Origin of the sequence: Haloferax massiliensis, assembly GCF_001368915.1 — an archaeon.
Lineage (GTDB): Archaea > Halobacteriota > Halobacteria > Halobacteriales > Haloferacaceae > Haloferax > Haloferax massiliensis.
Map to the genome: position 1 here is coordinate 1265366 of NZ_CSTE01000002.1, position 16414 is coordinate 1281779.

Annotated in this window: 14 protein-coding genes; 5 read left to right on the forward strand and 9 right to left on the reverse strand. The window is 65.5% G+C overall.

All coding sequences use genetic code 11. The features are described from left to right. Nucleotides 1–90: 90 nt before the first annotated feature. From sufD to BN996_RS10525, 4 genes are all read right to left on the reverse strand, one after another. Nucleotides 91–1299 (reverse strand): Fe-S cluster assembly protein SufD, encoded by a 1209-nt coding sequence (sufD, locus tag BN996_RS10510; protein WP_089778828.1) that lies wholly within the window; start codon nucleotides 1297–1299, stop codon nucleotides 91–93. Between the two features lie 3 nt (nucleotides 1300–1302). Continuing rightward, nucleotides 1303–2733: a Fe-S cluster assembly protein SufB gene (sufB, locus tag BN996_RS10515; RefSeq protein WP_007275079.1), complete on the reverse strand. Its 1431-nt coding sequence runs from the start codon at nucleotides 2731–2733 to the stop codon at nucleotides 1303–1305. 12 nt (nucleotides 2734–2745) lie between these two features. Next, entirely contained in the window at nucleotides 2746–3651 is a 906-nt protein-coding gene (locus tag BN996_RS10520) for an ABC transporter ATP-binding protein (protein WP_089778830.1), read from the reverse strand. Between the two features lie 218 nt (nucleotides 3652–3869). Continuing rightward, nucleotides 3870–7883: a DNA polymerase domain-containing protein gene (locus tag BN996_RS10525; RefSeq protein WP_089778831.1), complete on the reverse strand. Its 4014-nt coding sequence runs from the start codon at nucleotides 7881–7883 to the stop codon at nucleotides 3870–3872. 105 nt (nucleotides 7884–7988) lie between these two features. On the opposite strand from BN996_RS10525, the gene BN996_RS10530 reads away from it, so the two are divergent. The 3 genes from BN996_RS10530 to BN996_RS10540 are packed head-to-tail and all read left to right on the forward strand — an operon-like array spanning nucleotide 7989 to nucleotide 9248. Beyond that, nucleotides 7989–8174 (forward strand): DUF7331 family protein, encoded by a 186-nt coding sequence (locus BN996_RS10530; protein WP_089778833.1) that lies wholly within the window; start codon nucleotides 7989–7991, stop codon nucleotides 8172–8174. 48 nt (nucleotides 8175–8222) lie between these two features. Next, entirely contained in the window at nucleotides 8223–8828 is a 606-nt protein-coding gene (locus tag BN996_RS10535) for a DUF7322 domain-containing protein (protein ID WP_089778835.1), read from the forward strand. A 27-nt stretch (nucleotides 8829–8855) separates the two neighbouring features. Next, nucleotides 8856–9248: a DUF7346 family protein gene (locus tag BN996_RS10540; protein WP_089778837.1), complete on the forward strand. Its 393-nt coding sequence runs from the start codon at nucleotides 8856–8858 to the stop codon at nucleotides 9246–9248. A gap of 24 nt (nucleotides 9249–9272) precedes the next feature. Here the strand turns inward: BN996_RS10540 and rad50 are convergent, their stop codons facing one another. The 4 genes from rad50 to BN996_RS10560 are packed head-to-tail and all read right to left on the reverse strand — an operon-like array spanning nucleotide 9273 to nucleotide 14015. Beyond that, nucleotides 9273–11957, reverse strand: coding sequence for a DNA double-strand break repair ATPase Rad50 (gene rad50, locus BN996_RS10545; protein WP_089778839.1), 2685 nt, complete (start codon nucleotides 11955–11957; stop codon nucleotides 9273–9275). Then, nucleotides 11954–13315: a DNA double-strand break repair protein Mre11 gene (gene mre11, locus BN996_RS10550; protein ID WP_089778842.1), complete on the reverse strand. Its 1362-nt coding sequence runs from the start codon at nucleotides 13313–13315 to the stop codon at nucleotides 11954–11956. Before mre11 ends, rad50 begins: the two co-directional genes overlap by 4 nt. Continuing rightward, nucleotides 13312–13719 (reverse strand): DUF7966 family protein, encoded by a 408-nt coding sequence (locus tag BN996_RS20125; RefSeq protein WP_167344125.1) that lies wholly within the window; start codon nucleotides 13717–13719, stop codon nucleotides 13312–13314. Before BN996_RS20125 ends, mre11 begins: the two co-directional genes overlap by 4 nt. Before the next feature lie 26 nt (nucleotides 13720–13745). After that, nucleotides 13746–14015 (reverse strand): helix-turn-helix domain-containing protein, encoded by a 270-nt coding sequence (locus BN996_RS10560; protein WP_089778846.1) that lies wholly within the window; start codon nucleotides 14013–14015, stop codon nucleotides 13746–13748. Between the two features lie 171 nt (nucleotides 14016–14186). Here BN996_RS10560 and pan1 point away from each other — a divergent pair, with 171 nt between their 5' ends. Continuing rightward, nucleotides 14187–15404, forward strand: a complete 1218-nt coding sequence (gene pan1 / locus BN996_RS10565; RefSeq protein ID WP_089779916.1) for a proteasome-activating nucleotidase Pan1 — start codon at nucleotides 14187–14189, stop codon at nucleotides 15402–15404. 89 nt (nucleotides 15405–15493) lie between these two features. Here pan1 and BN996_RS20680 read toward each other — a convergent pair whose 3' ends face one another. Continuing rightward, nucleotides 15494–15628 carry a hypothetical protein gene (locus BN996_RS20680; RefSeq protein ID WP_256364947.1) on the reverse strand — a complete coding sequence of 45 codons (135 nt, stop codon included), beginning with the start codon at nucleotides 15626–15628 and terminating at the stop codon, nucleotides 15494–15496. A gap of 101 nt (nucleotides 15629–15729) precedes the next feature. Here BN996_RS20680 and nth point away from each other — a divergent pair, with 101 nt between their 5' ends. Next, entirely contained in the window at nucleotides 15730–16413 is a 684-nt protein-coding gene (nth, locus tag BN996_RS10570; RefSeq protein ID WP_089778848.1) for an endonuclease III, read from the forward strand. Nucleotide 16414: the final 1 nt, after the last annotated feature.

The following is a 16414-nucleotide window of genomic DNA, read 5'->3' on the forward strand; positions in this document are numbered from 1 at the left end:
CGAAACGACTGTTTTCCGACTATCTGCCGCTCCTGCGGAAGACAGGATATATAAAATCTGAGAATAAAGCAGCGAGCTATCGGGCGCGTCTCAGCGCAGCCGCGCGGCGATGAGCTCTTCGAGGTCGTCGCGGAACTCGTCGACTGCAATCTCTTCGAGGACGGGCACGAAGAAGCCCTCCACGAGCATGTTACGGGCCTGTTCTTCGGGAACGGACCGAGAGACCATATAGAAGAGGTCCTCGGCGTCGACCTGCCCGACGGAGGCGGCGTGGGACGCCTCGGTGTCGTGGTTGTTGATGATGAGCTTCGGCGACGCGTCGGCCTCGGACTGGTCCGAGAGCATCAGCGTGTTCTCGCGCTGGTAGGAGTTCGTGCTCCACGCGTCGCGGCCGACGTCCTGAACGCCCTCGTACACCGAGCGCGCCTCGTCGTCGAGGACGCCGCGGGTCACGAGGTCGGCCGTCGTGTTCTCGGCTTTGTGCCAGACGCGGGCGTTGACGTCGAGGTGCTGGTCGTCGTGACCGAAGAACGCGCCGACGATTTTCGTCTCCGACGCCTCGCCGTTGAGTTCGGTCTCGACGTCGCTGCGGGTGAGCCGCGAGCCGAGGTTCCCCTCGATCCAGTTGACCGTCGAGTAGGTGTCGGCGTCGGCGCGCTTGAGCGAGTACGTGTACGTCTCCTCGTCGAGGTTCTGCAGGGAGCCGTACTGGACGTACGAGTTCTCGCCCGCGTCGATTTCGACGAGGTTCGAGAAGTACCGCGCGTCGTCGATGCTGTCGCCGGACTCGATGGCCTCCAGGATGGTGACCGACGAGGACTGCTCGGTGACGACGAGCGTGTGGCTGAACAGCGACCGAGAGTTCATCTCGGCGCGAATCTTCACGTCCTCGGCGTCGACGCCCTCGGGGGCGTAGATGAACGTGCCCGTCGTGAACAGCGCCGCCGAGAGGGCGGTGAGGTAGTTCGTCTCGGGGTCGACGACCGAGCCGAAGCGCTCCTCGATGAGGTCGCCGTACTCGTCGAGCGCCTCCGTGAAGGGGAGGACGACGACGCCCTCGGGCGACTCGCGGGTCGTCTCGTCGGCCTGATTCAGCGGGTCGACGAGCGACTCGAAGTCGAGGGCTTCGAGGTTCGTCCAGCGGCGACCGGGCGTCTGGATGACGTCCGGCAGTTCGAGCTCGTCGAGTGCTTCGAGCGCTTCGAGGCGGGCCTCAAGGAGCCACTCCGGCTCGTCCCGTGCGTCCGAAATCTCTCGTACCGTCTCTGCGGACAGGTTTGCGGGAAGTTGCGCGCTCATTGGTTATCCGAGGCTACCCTCCATTTCGAGTTCGACGAGTCGGTTGAGTTCGACCGCGTACTCGATGGGCAGTTCCTCCGTGATGGGTTCGATGAACCCGGAGACGATCATCTGCTTCGCGTCGTCGTCGTCGAGACCGCGCGACTGGAGGTAGAAGATGTCCTCGTCGCCGATCTTGCCGACGGTCGCCTCGTGGGCGACGTCGACCTGCGACTCGTTAATCTCCATGTACGGCATCGTGTCCGAGGTGGACTCGTTGTCGAACATGAGCGCGTCACACTCGACCGCGGTCGAGGAGTTCTTCGCGCCGTTGGCGATGTGGACGAGACCGCGGTAGTTCGTGCGGCCGCCGTCCTTCGAGATGGACTTCGACTCGATGGTCGACTTCGTCTCGGGGGCGTTGTGGTACACCTTCGCGCCGGTGTCGATGTTCTGACCCTCGCCCGCGAAGGCGATGGTGATGTGGTTGTCGGAAGCGCCGCGGCCCTTCAGAATCGAGGCCGGGTAGAGCATGGTTGCCTTCGAGCCCATCGAGCCCGAAATCCACTCCATGCGGCCGCCCTTCTCGACGATGGCGCGCTTGGTGTTGAGGTTGTAGGTGTTCTTCGACCAGTTCTGGACGGTCGAGTACTGGACGTGGGCGTCCTCGCCGACGAACACTTCGACGCCGCCGGAGTGGAGGTTGAACGCGGAGTACTTCGGGGCCGAACAGCCCTCGATGTAGTGGACTTCGGAGCCCTTCTCCGCGACGATGAGCGTGTGCTCGAACTGGCCCATGCCCTCGGAGTTCATGCGGAAGTACGCCTGCACCGGCATCTCGACCGTCACGTCCTCGGGGACGTAGACGAACGAGCCGCCGGACCAGATTGCGCCGTGAAGCGCGGCGAACTTGTTGTCGCTCGGGGGGACGCACTTCGTCATGAAGTACTCCTTGACGATGTCTTCGTGCTCCTGGACCGCCTGGTCCATGTTCATGAAGACGACGCCTTTCTCCTCCCAGCGCTCCTGCATGTTCTGGTAGACGACTTCGGACTCGTACTGGGCGCCGACGCCCGAGAGGGCGTTCTTCTCGGCTTCCGGGATGCCCAGCTTGTCGAAGGTGTCCTTGATGTCGTCCGGCAGGTCGCGCCAGTCGTCGACGCCGCCGCGGACTTCCACGTCCGGGCGGATGTACGGGACGATTTCGTCCACGTTGACCTCGGAGAGGTCCGGCTGGCCGGGCCAGTCGGTCGGCATCGGCATCTTCTGGTACTGCTTGAGCGCGCGAAGGCGGCGCTCAAGCATCCATTCGGGCTCGTCTTTGTCCTCCGAGATGACGCGGATGGTCTCTTCGGTGAGACCCTTCTCGGCCACGAACGCGGCCTTCTGCTCCTTCTTGAACTCGAAGCGAGCTTCCGTATCTGTCTCTTTGAGGTGGTCTTGGTCGGAACTCATGATGTTGGGGGATTACGCGGCTTCGTACACTTCCTCACGGACCCAGTCGTAGCCCTTGTCTTCGAGTTCGGACGCGAGCGAGGCGTCGCCGCTCTTGACGACCTTGCCGTCCAGCATGATGTGGACGTGGTCCGGCTCGACGTATTCGAGGATACGCTGGTAGTGAGTGATCTGGAGGATACCCGTGCCCTGCTCGTCGCGCAGCGCGTTGATACCCTTCGAGACGTCCTGCAGGCGGTCGATGTCGAGACCGGAGTCGATCTCGTCGAGAACCGCAATCGACGGTTCGAGAATCGCGGCCTGAAGGACCTCGTTTTGTTTCTTCTCGCCGCCGGAGAAGCCGGCGTTGAGGTAGCGTTGCATGAACTTCTCGTCCATGTCGAGAAGCTCCATCTTCTCTTTGAGGAGCTTCTGGAACTCGGCGACGCCGACTTCGCCGTCATCGACGTTACCCTCCATCGGGGAGGTGTCGTAGCCGGCTTCCTCTTCTTCCTCGTCGTCGTCCTCGCCGAACAGGAGCTCCTCGCGCTCGTCGATCTTCGCGTTGAGCGCGGTGCGGAGGAAGTTCGTCATGGTGACGCCCTCGATTTCCGCGGGGTACTGGAAGCCGAGGAAGATGCCGAGCGCGGCGCGCTCGTTCGGCTCCAGTTCCAGAAGGTTCCACGTGCGGGCGTCGTCCGGGATTTCGAGGTCGCCGAAGTCGTCGTCCTCCAGGTGAAGGAGGATTTCGCCGTCGGTTACTTCGTAGGCGGGGTGCCCGGCGATGATTTTAGAAGTCGTAGACTTGCCGGACCCGTTGGGACCCATCAGCGCGTGGATCTCGCCGGATTTGACTTCCAGGTCGACACCTCGCAGAATCTGCTCACCGTCTTCCTCCGCGACTCGTGCGTGGAGGTTCTTGATCTCGAGAGTTGCCATCGTTGGTTCGTTGCCTCGTACTCGAACGGTGGGGAGTATCGCCCATAATGCTTGCGCATTCACCCCCGCCACCTTTTGTAGAAAGAAAATTTGTTTTCAAATCCAAAAAGAATTGCGCCGATTCGCGACGGGCGTCCGGGTTTCGGACAGCCGAACAACGTTACGAGCCGTCCACCTATGTAACCAAATATAGTTTCATTAGTCGCCGATGCGACCGCTCACATGAAACTTCCGAGGCCGGTCTGTTCCTGCCCGCTTTTCACCTCGTCCCACGACATGCCGAGCGCCTCGATGACGCGGGAGATGGGCCCTTCGAGCGTCTTGGTGAGCATCGTCTCCCAGTCGACTTCGAACTCTTCCGGAATCTGGTCTGCGTACTCGAAGCAGATGACGTCGGGGTCGCGCTTGAACTCGCGGTAGCGGTCGTCGACCTGCGGGTCGAACCCGCCGGACTCCATCTCGCGGAACCACGACGGGTGGACCTTCTTGAGGTAGACCCGCTTCGGCTTCGACCCGCGGCCGAAGTTCGTGCCGAGGAAGGCGTTCGCGTACTGCGCCCCGCGGACGTGCGCGGTTGGCGTCTCGTACGCCGAGAGGCGCTTGCCGATGCCGCCGGGGATGCCGACCTGTTCGAGCGGCAGGTTCCCCGACTCGAAGTCGGTGATGATGTCGTGGAGGTAGTCCTTGATGACCTCGGTGTCCTCGCCGTGGACGATCATGTCGATGACGTTCTTCTGGACCTCCTTGGTTATCTGCGCGATGTCCGAGCGCTTGTACTCGAAGCCCGTGATATCGATGTCGTCGACGTCCTTGCCCTCCTTCCAGACGATGTGACCGGCGTAGCGCTTCTTTTTCCCCGCCTGGAAGAACCGCCGGTAGAGCTTCTCGAACTCGATTTGGAAGCGGTGGTCGTCCGCGCCCAGTTCGTCGCGCGCGAAGTCGTCGTAGGCGGCGTTGATGTGCTCCTCGATGTCGAACGACTGCTCGATGGCCTCCTGTTTCGACACGTCGGGGCCGAGTTCGAGCATGACGCTGTCGGTGTTGTGAAGGACAATACCTCCAACACCGTCGACGAAGTTTTCGTTTTCTTCGACGCTCAGGTCGTACACATAGCCGTCGTGGTCGACTTCGGTCAGCACGGGGTCTCGGCCTTTCCGGTAGGTGCCACACGTCCGAATAGTGTACGAGTCTTTGCTGTTGCGATACTTGAGCGAGTGTTTTTGCCCCCGTTGCGTGAGCAACATCGAGAGACCGGCAGCAAGTTCTCGGCTCGTCGTCTCGAAGTCGAAGTTCCGCTGTGCGTACGCTTCGGTGTATCGTGGGAATTCGCGGGACCCGTCGCCTTCGACGAGCAACGTCAGGAACAGGTCTTGCTTCTCCTCAGGAAGGTGGAAGACGAATGAAGGAATCCGTTTACCACGCGACGTCTGCCCTGCGAACTCGCGGAAGAACACAGCAGCGAGTTCGTTCATCATCTGCAGTTTCAGCGTCTCGTCATTGTACGTGACCGACGCACCGCCTGTGTCCGTTTGATACTCGGCGGTTCGCTCCGCTCGTCGGTCGCTCGTAATGATACCGGCGGTCGTGTTCTCGAACAGTCGAGAGTAATCTCGCTGGAGTTGGGCTAGCCACTCACGGTCGGATTCAGCGATACTTGCCCCGAATTTCGACGTCGCCGTCTCGCCAGTGGATGCGCTTCCTTCAGGGACGTACGCACCGAGGAGCCGAATGAGTGCTGCACCATCTTCACTGTCGATATCGACGAATCGTTTGACTTTGACGGTCGAGTCGACGTCTCGGTGGTGCTCGTGGCCGAACCAGACATACTCGTCGTCCGCGTGGATTTGTTTCCGCTTCGTTATCGAATTATCGCTCCCGACGCTCCGTCCGTCCTCGTACTCGCGTTCGTACCCACGAAGGACCTCGTAGACGTCGACCCGCTCGACAGGCTCGACGTCGGGCACCCCGGAGACGCGATACGGCTCCGCCACGTCGTCCGGAGAGACAGTTGTGAGGCCGTCTTCACCGGGGACGACGTACGAGTGGTCTCTCGTCGTCGTCGACTCACCGAACTTGTGTTGGAGGTTCACCACCGGTTTGTCCGTTTTATGGCGAATCGCCTGCGCAATCGGTTGCCACTCCGCCTCTCCATCTTCGTTCACAGAGAGGGCGTCCCACCCGTCGAGCGCTCGGCGAGTCTTCCCGGGAGTGGCACTTGCGACGACGTCCCCGTCGGCAGCGATGAGCACCTCAGATTCAGTCGTTCCGCGGGCAAACAAGTCCTCGATAGGAAGGATTCGAACAGTCCCACCGGGGTCTCTGGCGACGACCGGGCGATCTCCCGTCACGCTGTCGCCGTAGGCCACGTCGTAGCCGATTTGGTTCGCGGCCTGCTCCGTGAACTCGATGACCTTCCGGCCGGTCGCCGTCACCGCCGCGCCCATCTCCTTGTCGTAGAGGCGGAAGCGGTCCCAGCCCAGCACGCCGTACAGCGAGTTCATGATGACCTTCACCGCGGCCTGCTGGCGGTCGAACTGCTCGTACTCCGACGAGCCGGGGTCGTGGGAGTTCCGCAGCGACTTCTTGTCCTCCCGCTCGGTGAGGAGTTCGTCGACCATCTCCCGAATCATGCCGTCCGGTTCCTGCTGGAAATGCGTCCCGTTGGGCGCTCGGAACATCTCCCCGTCGTAGCTCTCGGGGTCGACCTTCGTCTCCGGCGACGCGTTGATGGTCACCATGCACATCGGGTACAGCGACTTCAGGTCGAGCACCGTGACGTTCTCCTTGACGCCGGTGATGGGGTCGAAGACGGCTCCGCCCTCGTAGTCCTCCGACTCCTGTTTGCCCTTCGAGGGGAGCGCGAACTCGCCGTGGACCTTGTGGAGCACGTAGATGTCGACGGTGTCGCCGGGCGTCGGCGCGTCTTCGAGCTTACAGCCGACGAACGTCCGCACCTCGTCCCAGAAGGCGATGATGTCCTGTTTCCGGTCGATTTCGACGCACAGCTCCACGTCGCGGAGGTTGTATTCGAGCAGGCGCTCGGGGTCTTCCTCCCAGAGGTCGCCGATGTCGCCCGAGTAGCGCTCCTTGCCCGCGTCGAGTTCGAGTTCGCCGACCGCGTCGAGGCGGTAGGATTCGAGTTCGGTGAACTGGGTGCGCTTGTAGGCGTACAGCAGGTCGAAGACGACGCGGCCCTTGATGTCCGGGCCGCCCCAGCCGCCGCGCCAGACCTCGCCGAGCCGCGACATGCGGTTGTAGTCGAGGTTCAGGTCGGTCGTCGGGTCGACCTCCTCCAACCGGTCGAGGAAGTACGGCGCGTCGAAGTCCTCGAAGTTCCACCCGGTGAGGATGTCCGGGTCGGTCTCCTCGATGTAGGTAAGGAAGGCGTCGAGCATCTCGGCCTCCTCGTCGAACGTCCTGACCTCCACGTCCGCGTCCTCCCCGAGAAAGTCGTAGTTCGGCAACGAATCGGGGCGCTTGCCGAGGCCGTCTTCGGCGACGGCGTGCCAGACGACGTACTCGTCGCGGTAGGAGTCGTGGCTGGTCAGACAGATAATCGGCTCTTCTCCCTCCTCGGGGAAGCCGTTCCGGTCGTTGACCTCGATGTCGAAGGTGTTCACCCGGAGGTTCGCGTCGACCTCCGCGGGCGCGACCTCCTGGTGGGGAATCTGAATCGTCCCGTCGCCGTCGTCGAGGCGGCGCGCGGGGACGCGGACGCCGCTTTTGATGTCCTTGTCGATAAGCAGGCGGTTCGGAAAGAGGATGTCCGCCTCGTAGTGGTCGAACTCGTCGCGAATCTGGCCGACGTCGCGGGGGGTGCGGCCGAAAATCTTCGTCAGTTCCTCGCCGCGAATACTCTCGAACCCGTCCTCGGTGCCGGTGATTACGTCCTTGTCGAGCGCGTCGTCGTCGAGGCTGTCAGTGGGCGCGTAGAAGTACGGTCGGAACCCGAGCACGCGGACGTGCTCGGTCTCGTCGTCCGCCGTCCGACCGAAGATGTGAATCACCGGGTACTCGTCGCGGCCCGCGCCCTCGATGGTGTAGTCGACCTGCGTGACGGCCAGTTCGACCGTCCCGTCCGGGTCGGGAAACCGCACCTCGTCCGTGTCGATGACGTCGGAGACGTGCTGGCCGGCGTCGCCGGCGACGATGGCGGCCTCCTCGTCAGGCCGCGCGTCGCCCGCGCCGTCGGCGTCGTTCCCCCCGAAGTCGGTCAGACCCGTCTGCGTCATGGCAGTCGCTTCGGCGGCGCGGCTAAAAACCCCGGCGTTTCCGCGAACCGCACCCCGAATCACGGAAAGACATTTACCCATGTATGACATTCCTTGTCACACGATATGACCGACCACGCAACTCCGGAGCGGTGGGATGGCACGATCGACGGCGACGGACCGGCTGGTCCGACGGGAGCCGAGACGGTCGAATCCTACGATATCGACGGTGGCGTGGTGTTCTACGACGCGGAGAACCCACTCGCGTGGGTCGAGGCCACGCGCTCGATGCGCCTCGACGACTGCGCCTGACCCGGCCGAAACGGACACTTTTTCTCGGCACGGCGTCTCGACGCGAGCGTGACGGACGACGAGCGACGCGAGGGGACGCCCCCCACCGACGCGGCCGACGGTGACGACGACGCGGAGCGTCCGTCGGAGGACACGGCCTCGACGTTCGACCCGAAAAAACGGCGGGGCGACCGCAGGGCCCACTGGGCCGACCCGGAATCTCGCTGGGGCGATCCAGAACGGGACCTCCCGACGATACCCCGCGTCCGCATCCCCGGCGAAGACGCCAGCACTGGCGACGGCTTCGACGACGCACCGGAGTTCTCGGCCGACGTGAACCCCGCCGTCGCACGCCTGTTCTGGGCGAGCGTCGTGCTCGCGAACGTGGGCCTCGCGGGCATCACTATCGGCCCGATGCTCGTCTACTTCCGCGGCGAAACGCTCCTCGGCGGCGGCATCTTTCTGTTCGGCGCGGTCGCGCTCGTCCGCGTCTACTCCATCTACCGGGAGTTCAAGCGGGGGACGTGGAAGGACGACGAGAGCGACGGGGACGAAAGCGACGAAGACCCGAGCGACGACGGAACGAACGACGACGGAACGAACGACGACGGACTCGCCGAGGGAGAAGACGAGGCACGCGAACCCGCCGGAGACGCCGCCGAGCGCAATCGCTAACAGTCGTCGCGCCCTTCGCCGACACATATGCGAACCGTCCGCGGACCTGACGGCCGGACGTACCTCCTCGTCAAGCAGTCGAGCGACGCCAGTCGCGTCCGCGACCCGGAGACCGGCGAGTCCCCGCTCGAAACCGCCGCGCGCGCCGTCCCCGAATCGGTCCGGCGAATCCTCGTCGCGGTCCCGACCGAGCGCGGCCTCGGCCTGCTCGTCGACCTCGTCGACCGCGGGCCGCTCCCCGTGGTCGACCTCCTCGGGGCCTACGACCTCTGCGAGAGCGACCTCCACGGCCTCCTGACCGAGTTCCGGGTCGCCGGCCTCGTCGCCGAGACCACGGTCTACGGGGAGCGCGGCTACGAGGCGACCGACGCCGCGAGAGAGGGTGTCGAACTGCTGCGGGCGAACGGCGGCCGCGAGTAGGCTAGCGCGGCGGAATCGAACGGCTCAGTCGTCCCCGAGGGCGCTCGCCGAGAGCGTCGGCGCGTCGGTCCGCTCGACCGTCGAGCGGTTCGTCGTCGGGTTCTTCTCCACGCGGACGAGGTCGTCGGCCGCGCCGACCAGCTTGTCGTCGTGGCTGACGATGAGAATCTGCTTGACGCCGCGGCTCTGCATGTCCTCGACGAGGTCGACCAGCCGCGAGACGTGGCCGTCGTCGAGGAAGACCGTCGGCTCGTCGAGGATGAGCGGCGGAAGCGGTGCCGCGCCGTCGATTCCCTCGGCGAGGAGCCGGTAGATGGCACACCGGAGGCTGAGGTTGAACAGGGCGCGCTCGCCGCCAGAGAGCTGTTCGGGTTCGAGCGCGGTGCCGTCCTTCTGGAACACCGTCAGCCCGTACTCGCCGTCGAGCCGGATTCGCGAGTAGGCGTCGTTGGCGTAGACGAGGTCGAACGTCTCGTTGAGCATCCGTTCGAGCACCTCGACGTTGCGCTGGCGAAGCTCCGCCCGGAGGTCCCCGTAGGTCGATTCGAGCGTCGAGACCTCCTCGTGGACCGATTCGAGGGCGTCCACGCGCTCGGCGAGGTGTTCGCGGCGCTCTCGGAGGGCGTCCAACTGTTCGAGTTCGGCCTCGACGCCGCCGACGCGGCTCTGGAGTTCGTCGCGGTCGTCGCGCAACTCGGGAAGCACCTCGTCTTCGACCCGTTCGAGGTACGCCGCGGCCTTCTGCTTGCGCTGTCTCGCCCCCTCGACCGCCTCCTCGTCGACCGTCTCTCGGAGTTCGTCGCGGCGCTCGCGGCGCTCTCGGAGGTGTTCGCGGCGCTCGCGGTTCACCTCGGCGAGCGTCTCGCGCTTCTCGCGGAGCCGGTCCCGCGCGTCGATTTTCTCGGCCCGCGCGTCGACCACCGACTCGACGCGATCGAGTCGGTCGCGCCGGTCGCCGAGGGCGTCGAGGTCGGATTCGAGCGATGCGACCGTCTCTGCGACTTCCTCGGCCCGCTCGGCCTGCGTCGTCGCCGCCTCGCGTTTCTCTTCGGCTTCGGCTTCGAGTTCCGCGGCCGCCTCGCGCTTCTCCGCGGCGGCCTCGCGGCGGCTCTCGACGGTCTCCTCGCGGTCGTCGATGCGTTCGTCCACGAGGTCGAGTCTGTCGCGCTGGGAACTCGCGCGGTTCTCGACTTCGACCAGCGCCTCGGCCGCCTCGACGGCCGCCGAGCGCGACTCGACCGCCGATTCGAGCGATTCGCGGTCGGCCTCCAGCGACTCGACCGCGGCCTCGCGCTCGCTGATGGCGTCGACGTGGGGCGACCCCTCGACCGGCTGTCCGCACTCGGGGCACTTGCCCGCGTCGCGGAGGCGCTCGGCCTCGGCGAGCCGCTCGCGCGCGTTCTTCAGTTCGGTCTCCGTCTCCGCGAGCGACTCGCGGGCGTCGGACCGCGCCTCCCGTCGTTCTTCGAGGAGGTCGGCGGCCTCGCCGAGTTCGACGGGTGCGTCTTCGAACCGCGCTTCGGCGTCGTCGAGCGACGACCGAAGCTCGGCGCGCGTCTCGCGGAACGATTCGAGCTCTCGCTCGGCCTCGGCGGCGGTCTCCGCGTCGGCGTCGGCGGCCTCGCGTTTCTCCGCGGCGCGCGATTCGAGGTCGTCGGCGCGCTCCGCGAGCCGCTCGGCCTGCGTCTCGAACGCCTGCGCCCGCGTCCGCGCATCCGAGAGGTCGTCGCGAAGCTCCGCCTCGCGCTCCGAAAGCGCCTCTCGCGCGTCGGCTATCGCCCCGTCGCTCGCGTCGTCGAGGTCGGCCCGAGCGAGGGCGTCGTCGATGTCCGATTCGAGGTCGTCGGCGGCGGCGTCGAGGTCGCGGATTCGCTCCGAGAGGTCGTCGCGCTTCGTCTCGTCCGCGGAGATTTTCGCGGTCAGGTCCTCGATGGCCGACTCGATTTCGTCCAGTCGCTCCCGCTTTTCGGCGTGTTCGTCGAGCGTCGCCTCGGCGGCGTCGAGCGCCGACTTCGCCTTGTCGCGCTGGGCCTCGTAGTTCGAAATCTCCTCGTCGAGGGAGTCGAGTTCGGATTCGAGCGCGTTGAGCGTCGCGTGGAGGTCCGCGTCCTCCTTGGCTTCGATTTGCGACTCGACGTCTTCGAGGATGCTCCGCTTTTTCGTCAGCACGTCCTCGACCCCGAGCCGGGCGTTGCCGGCGCGCTCGCGGTAGGCTTCGAGCTTCCCGAGCTGGAGGAGGTCGTCTATCATGTCCTGCCGCTGGCTCGGCGTCGCGTTGATGAGCTTGTTGACCTCGCCTTGCTGGACGTACGCGCAGTTCACGAACGCCTCGGCGTCCATCCGCAGGAGCGACGCGACGTGCCGGCGAACGTCGCGCGCACCCTCGACGGTCCCACCGGGGCCGTCGAGGACGCACTTCGCGGTGGTCGCGCGGTCGCCGGAGACGCGAATCCGGCGGTCGATGCGGTACTCGCCGCCGTCGTGGACGAATTCGAGCGCGATTTCGGCGTCGTCCGCGCCCGTCGTCACCACGTCTTCGAGCGTCCCCGCGAGCGCCTTCGAGCCGTAGAGCGCGAAGAAACACGCTTCGAGGAGCGACGACTTGCCGCTGCCGTTGACGCCGTGGATGACCGTGACGCCGTCTCGGAGGTCGAGTTCGGCGTCCTCGTAGGGCTTGAAGTTCCGGATGGCGATGTGGGTGAACCTCACGCGAAATCACCCAGCGAGCTGTCGCGGCTCGCCACCGGGTCCGCGGCGGACTCCGAATCGGGTTCGGCGGTCGTTTCCGAGTCGGTGTCGGTCGTCGCGTCGGCGTCAGCCAGTTCCGAGTCGGTGTCGGTCGTCGCCTCCGGCTCGGGTTCGGTCTCAGCCGCGTCTTCGGCGGCTTCAACGTCTTCAGCGACCGCCGTATCCGCCGAGTCCCCGCTCTCGCCTTCGCCCTCGCTCTCGGCGGCGACGAAGGCGTCGGGGTCCTCCGAGAGGAGCGATTCGACGCGCTCGCGCACCTCGTCGCGGACGTTCGAGTCGGCGACCTTGCTCGCGCGGACCGTCTCGTCCACGTCGAGGGCGGCGCTCGACAGCCCCATCTCGCGGACCCGCTCGCGCACCGCGTCGTCGGGGTCGGCGAACGTCACGTCCGCCGCCAGTTCGGCGTCGTCGTCGATGTCGCGTTTGTCGTTGACGCGGGCGACGAGCGCGCCCTCCTCGACGGCGAACGATTCGACCGCCGCGGGCGTGACGGCGTCGCCCTCGCCCCGCAGTTCGACGATGACGACCGCGTCTTCGACGTCGAACTCGCGGACGCGCTGGCGGACGCGCTCGATGCCCTCGTCGCCGGCGAGGTCGACCTCGACGAACGCGAACGGGCGCGTTTCGAGGGTCCGCCGGCGGATGTCGACCGCGTCGGGCGTGAACTCGACGAGGTTGTACCCGCGGGGGTCGCGCTCGCTCGCGCTCGCGCGCTCGGTGGACCCGCAGTAGGTCACCCACGTCCCGTCGAGGTCGGCCGTGTCGGGGACGTGGTTGTCGCCGAGGAGGACCGCGTCGAAGTCGACGTTCGACTCGTCGAGGACGGTTTCCGTCTCCCAGTCGGCGTGCGCGAAGGGCGTAAAGAGGCCGTGGGCGACGAGCACCGCGCGGCCGGCGTCGGCGGGTTCGAACCGGTAGTCGAGTTCGTCTCGGCGGGAGCGCGGCACGTGGTCGAGGCCGTAGAACGCAACGTCGCCGACGACGTGGGGGTCGCGCCCCAGTCTCGTCGCCAGTCCGAGGCGCTCGAAGAGGTCGAGCCACTGGCCCCCGCGGGTCGACTCGTGGTTGCCGACGATGGCGAGGAAGGGAATCCCGGCGTCGTCGAGGCGACGGAGCGCGGCGAGCGTCCCGAGGAGGTCGGGGAGTTCGGGACGGCGGTCGTGGTAGAGGTCGCCCGCGTGGACGACGGCGTCCACGTCCCCGTCGAGCGCGTCCGCGACGACCCGCTCGAAGGCGTCGAGGAAGTCCTGTCGGCGCTCCGGCGAGTGGTACTGCTGATACCCGATGTGGGTGTCGCCGGTGTGTATCACCCGTGTCATCTATCACTCGGTTCGACACCGCCGCTGAAAACGGTTGTGCGACCGGAGCGGAAGTGGTCGGGGTCCCGCGGTCGTCCCTCAGCGGCACGGGAGTCCCGATTCGACCCGTCGGCCGCGTCGGCGAGCGCGACGTGGAGCCGGTCGAGGTCGGCGAGGAGCGCCCGCCCGGAACGCGCGCAGTCGTGGTTCCCGCGTCGGGCGGCCTCGCCGACCGCTCGGCGGAGCGTCAGTTCGCCGCCGTCGGAGAGAAAGCGGGCGGCGGAAGAAAGCGATTGGAAGGCGTCACGCGCGTCGGCGACGACCTCGGCGGGCGGACGGGCGCCGGGCCGGTCGTCGATATCGGCGTCGGCGTCGGCGAGCGCGGAGAGCGCGCGGCCGACGTCGTCGGGAGCGGGCGAAGACATGCGACGACGTGGCCGCGCGTTCGGACTTAAATGTTGAGCGTGTAGAGCCGCTTGCGCGCGTCGGAAAAGGAAAACCGGGAGTCGACCGCGCCCTCGTCTTCCAGCCGGGAGAGCGCGTAGCGGACGGTGCGCGGTGGTAGAAGCGATTCCTCGGCGATCTGACTCTGGGTGAGCGTGTCCTCGTAGTCGAGAATCTTCGCCACCAACTTCGCGCTCGGGGGCATGTCCCGAACCGACGCCCAGCGGTCGTCTGCGTCGGGTTCGGACTCGCGTTCGGCTGCTTCCGTAGTGCTCATCGTACGAGACACCAAGCGATGCTATTAGATAATATTTGCTATCCAGAATTATTACCGCTAGGAATTTATGTGACGCACGTCAGACTCGTCATCCGGGCGGGAGACGCGCCCTAGGCGGCGAATCCCTCACACACCCGAAGCCTCTTATGAACCTGCACCCTATGCCGGATGATGACCGATACTGTGGACGACGTCGACCTCCCCTACGATAAGGACTCGGCGTCGCAGCAGGAGAAGATCACCGCCCTTCAAGAGCGGCTCGAAGTTCTCGAAACGCAGAACGAGGAGATGCGCGACAAGCTCCTCGACACGAACGCCGAGAACAACAAGTATCAACAGAAGCTTGAGCGACTCACCCACGAGAACAAGAAGCTCAAGCAGTCGCCGCTCTTCGTTGCGACGGTTCAGGAAATCACCGACGAGGGGGTCATCATCAAGCAGCACGGTAACAACCAAGAGGCCCTCACCGAAGTGACAGACGAGATGCGCGAGGAGCTCGAACCCGACGCGCGCGTCGCCGTGAACAACTCTCTCTCCATCGTCAAGCGGCTCGACAAGGAGACGGACGTCCGGGCGCGCGTGATGCAGGTCGAACACAGCCCCGACGTGACCTACGAGGACATCGGCGGACTCGAAGAGCAGATGCAGGAGGTCCGCGAGACGGTCGAGATGCCGCTCGACCGCCCCGAGATGTTCGAGAAGGTGGGCATCGACCCGCCGTCCGGCGTGCTCCTGTACGGCCCGCCGGGCACCGGGAAGACGATGCTCGCCAAGGCCGTCGCCAACCAGACGAACGCCTCGTTCATCAAGATGGCCGGCTCCGAACTGGTGCACAAGTTCATCGGCGAGGGCGCGAAGCTCGTCCGCGACCTGTTCGAGGTCGCCCGCGAGAACGAGCCCGCCGTCATCTTCATCGACGAGATCGACGCCATCGCCTCGAAGCGCACGGACTCGAAGACCTCCGGCGACGCCGAGGTCCAGCGCACGATGATGCAACTCCTCGCCGAGATGGACGGCTTCGACGAGCGCGGCAACATCCGCATCATCGCGGCGACCAACCGCTTCGACATGCTCGACCCCGCGATTCTCCGCCCCGGTCGGTTCGACCGCCTCATCGAGGTGCCCAAGCCGAACGAGGACGGCCGCGAGATAATCTTCCAGATTCACACCCGGAAGATGAACGTCTCCGACGACGTGGACTTCGTCGAACTCGCCGAGATGGCCGACAACGCCTCCGGTGCCGACATCAAGGCCGTCTGTACGGAAGCCGGCATGTTCGCCATCCGCGACGACCGCACGGAGATATACATGCAGGACTTCCTCGACGCCTGGGAGAAGATTCAGCAGGAATCCTCGGACGAGGCGGAAGTCTCGCGCGCGTTCGCGTAACCGACGCGCGAGCCACGTTTCGTTCCGCCCGAGTTCGGGTTTCGACTCCGTTCGGATTCACTTTTCGCGCGACGCCGACCGCCGAGTGGCTACGCGGCGAACGCGAAGTACGGGAGGACGAACAGCGCGAGGAACATCGCAGTGAGGATGAGACCGTAGCCGCCGAGCGTCGCGGCCGCGGTCAGCCACGATTCGCGTCGGCCGGGGAGTTCGAGCGCGGACATACCCGGTCGGTCGCGGTCGTGAATCATAAATCGTCGGTATTTCGGCACCGGCGACCGGCCCAACCCGAACGACTGAAACCGACCGGGTCGAACCCACGGGTATGGGCACGCCACTCGAAAGCCGCGAGGCGCAGGCCGAGGAGGTCCTCGACCGACTGTACGAGGAGTACCCCGACACCACCATCTCGCTTTCCTACTCGAACCGCCTCGAACTGCTCATCGCCGTCATGCTCTCGGCGCAGTGTACCGACGAGCGCGTCAACAAGGTCACCGCGGAGCTGTTCGAGAAGTACGACGACGCGGCGGACTACGCCGCCGCCGACCAAGAAGAGCTGGCCGACGACATCAGCTCCATCACCTACTACAACAACAAGGCGAAGTACATCCGCTCCGCGTGCGCGGACATCATCGAAAAGCACGACGGCGAGGTCCCGGACACCATGTCCGCGCTGACCGACCTCGCCGGCGTCGGCCGGAAGACCGCGAACGTCGTCCTCCAGCACGGCCACGACATCGTCGAGGGAATCGTCGTCGACACCCACGTCCAGCGGCTCTCGCGCCGCCTCGGGCTGACCGAAGAGGAGTACCCCGAGCGAATCGAGGAGGACCTGATGCCGGTCGTCCCCGAGCGCGACTGGCAGCAGTTCACCCACCTGTTCATCAGCCACGGGCGAGCCGTCTGCGACGCGCGCAACCCCGACTGCGACGCGTGCGTGCTCGAAGGCATCTGTCCCTCCTCGAAGCGCGACCACGACGTCGACCTCGCCAGCGGCGAGGCGTGGTGAG

Coding starts and splice junctions, on each gene's coding strand:
- sufD (WP_089778828.1), bottom strand. CDS start 1,299: ATGAGCGCGCAACTTCCCGCAAACCTGTCCGCAGAGACGGTACGAGAG.
- sufB (WP_007275079.1), bottom strand. CDS start 2,733: ATGAGTTCCGACCAAGACCACCTCAAAGAGACAGATACGGAAGCTCGC.
- BN996_RS10520 (WP_089778830.1), bottom strand. CDS start 3,651: ATGGCAACTCTCGAGATCAAGAACCTCCACGCACGAGTCGCGGAGGAA.
- BN996_RS10525 (WP_089778831.1), bottom strand. CDS start 7,883: ATGACGCAGACGGGTCTGACCGACTTCGGGGGGAACGACGCCGACGGC.
- BN996_RS10530 (WP_089778833.1), top strand. CDS start 7,989: ATGACCGACCACGCAACTCCGGAGCGGTGGGATGGCACGATCGACGGC.
- BN996_RS10540 (WP_089778837.1), top strand. CDS start 8,856: ATGCGAACCGTCCGCGGACCTGACGGCCGGACGTACCTCCTCGTCAAG.
- mre11 (WP_089778842.1), bottom strand. CDS start 13,315: ATGACACGGGTGATACACACCGGCGACACCCACATCGGGTATCAGCAG.
- BN996_RS20125 (WP_167344125.1), bottom strand. CDS start 13,719: ATGTCTTCGCCCGCTCCCGACGACGTCGGCCGCGCGCTCTCCGCGCTC.
- BN996_RS10560 (WP_089778846.1), bottom strand. CDS start 14,015: ATGAGCACTACGGAAGCAGCCGAACGCGAGTCCGAACCCGACGCAGAC.
- pan1 (WP_089779916.1), top strand. CDS start 14,187: ATGACCGATACTGTGGACGACGTCGACCTCCCCTACGATAAGGACTCG.
- BN996_RS20680 (WP_256364947.1), bottom strand. CDS start 15,628: ATGTCCGCGCTCGAACTCCCCGGCCGACGCGAATCGTGGCTGACCGCG.
- nth (WP_089778848.1), top strand. CDS start 15,730: ATGGGCACGCCACTCGAAAGCCGCGAGGCGCAGGCCGAGGAGGTCCTC.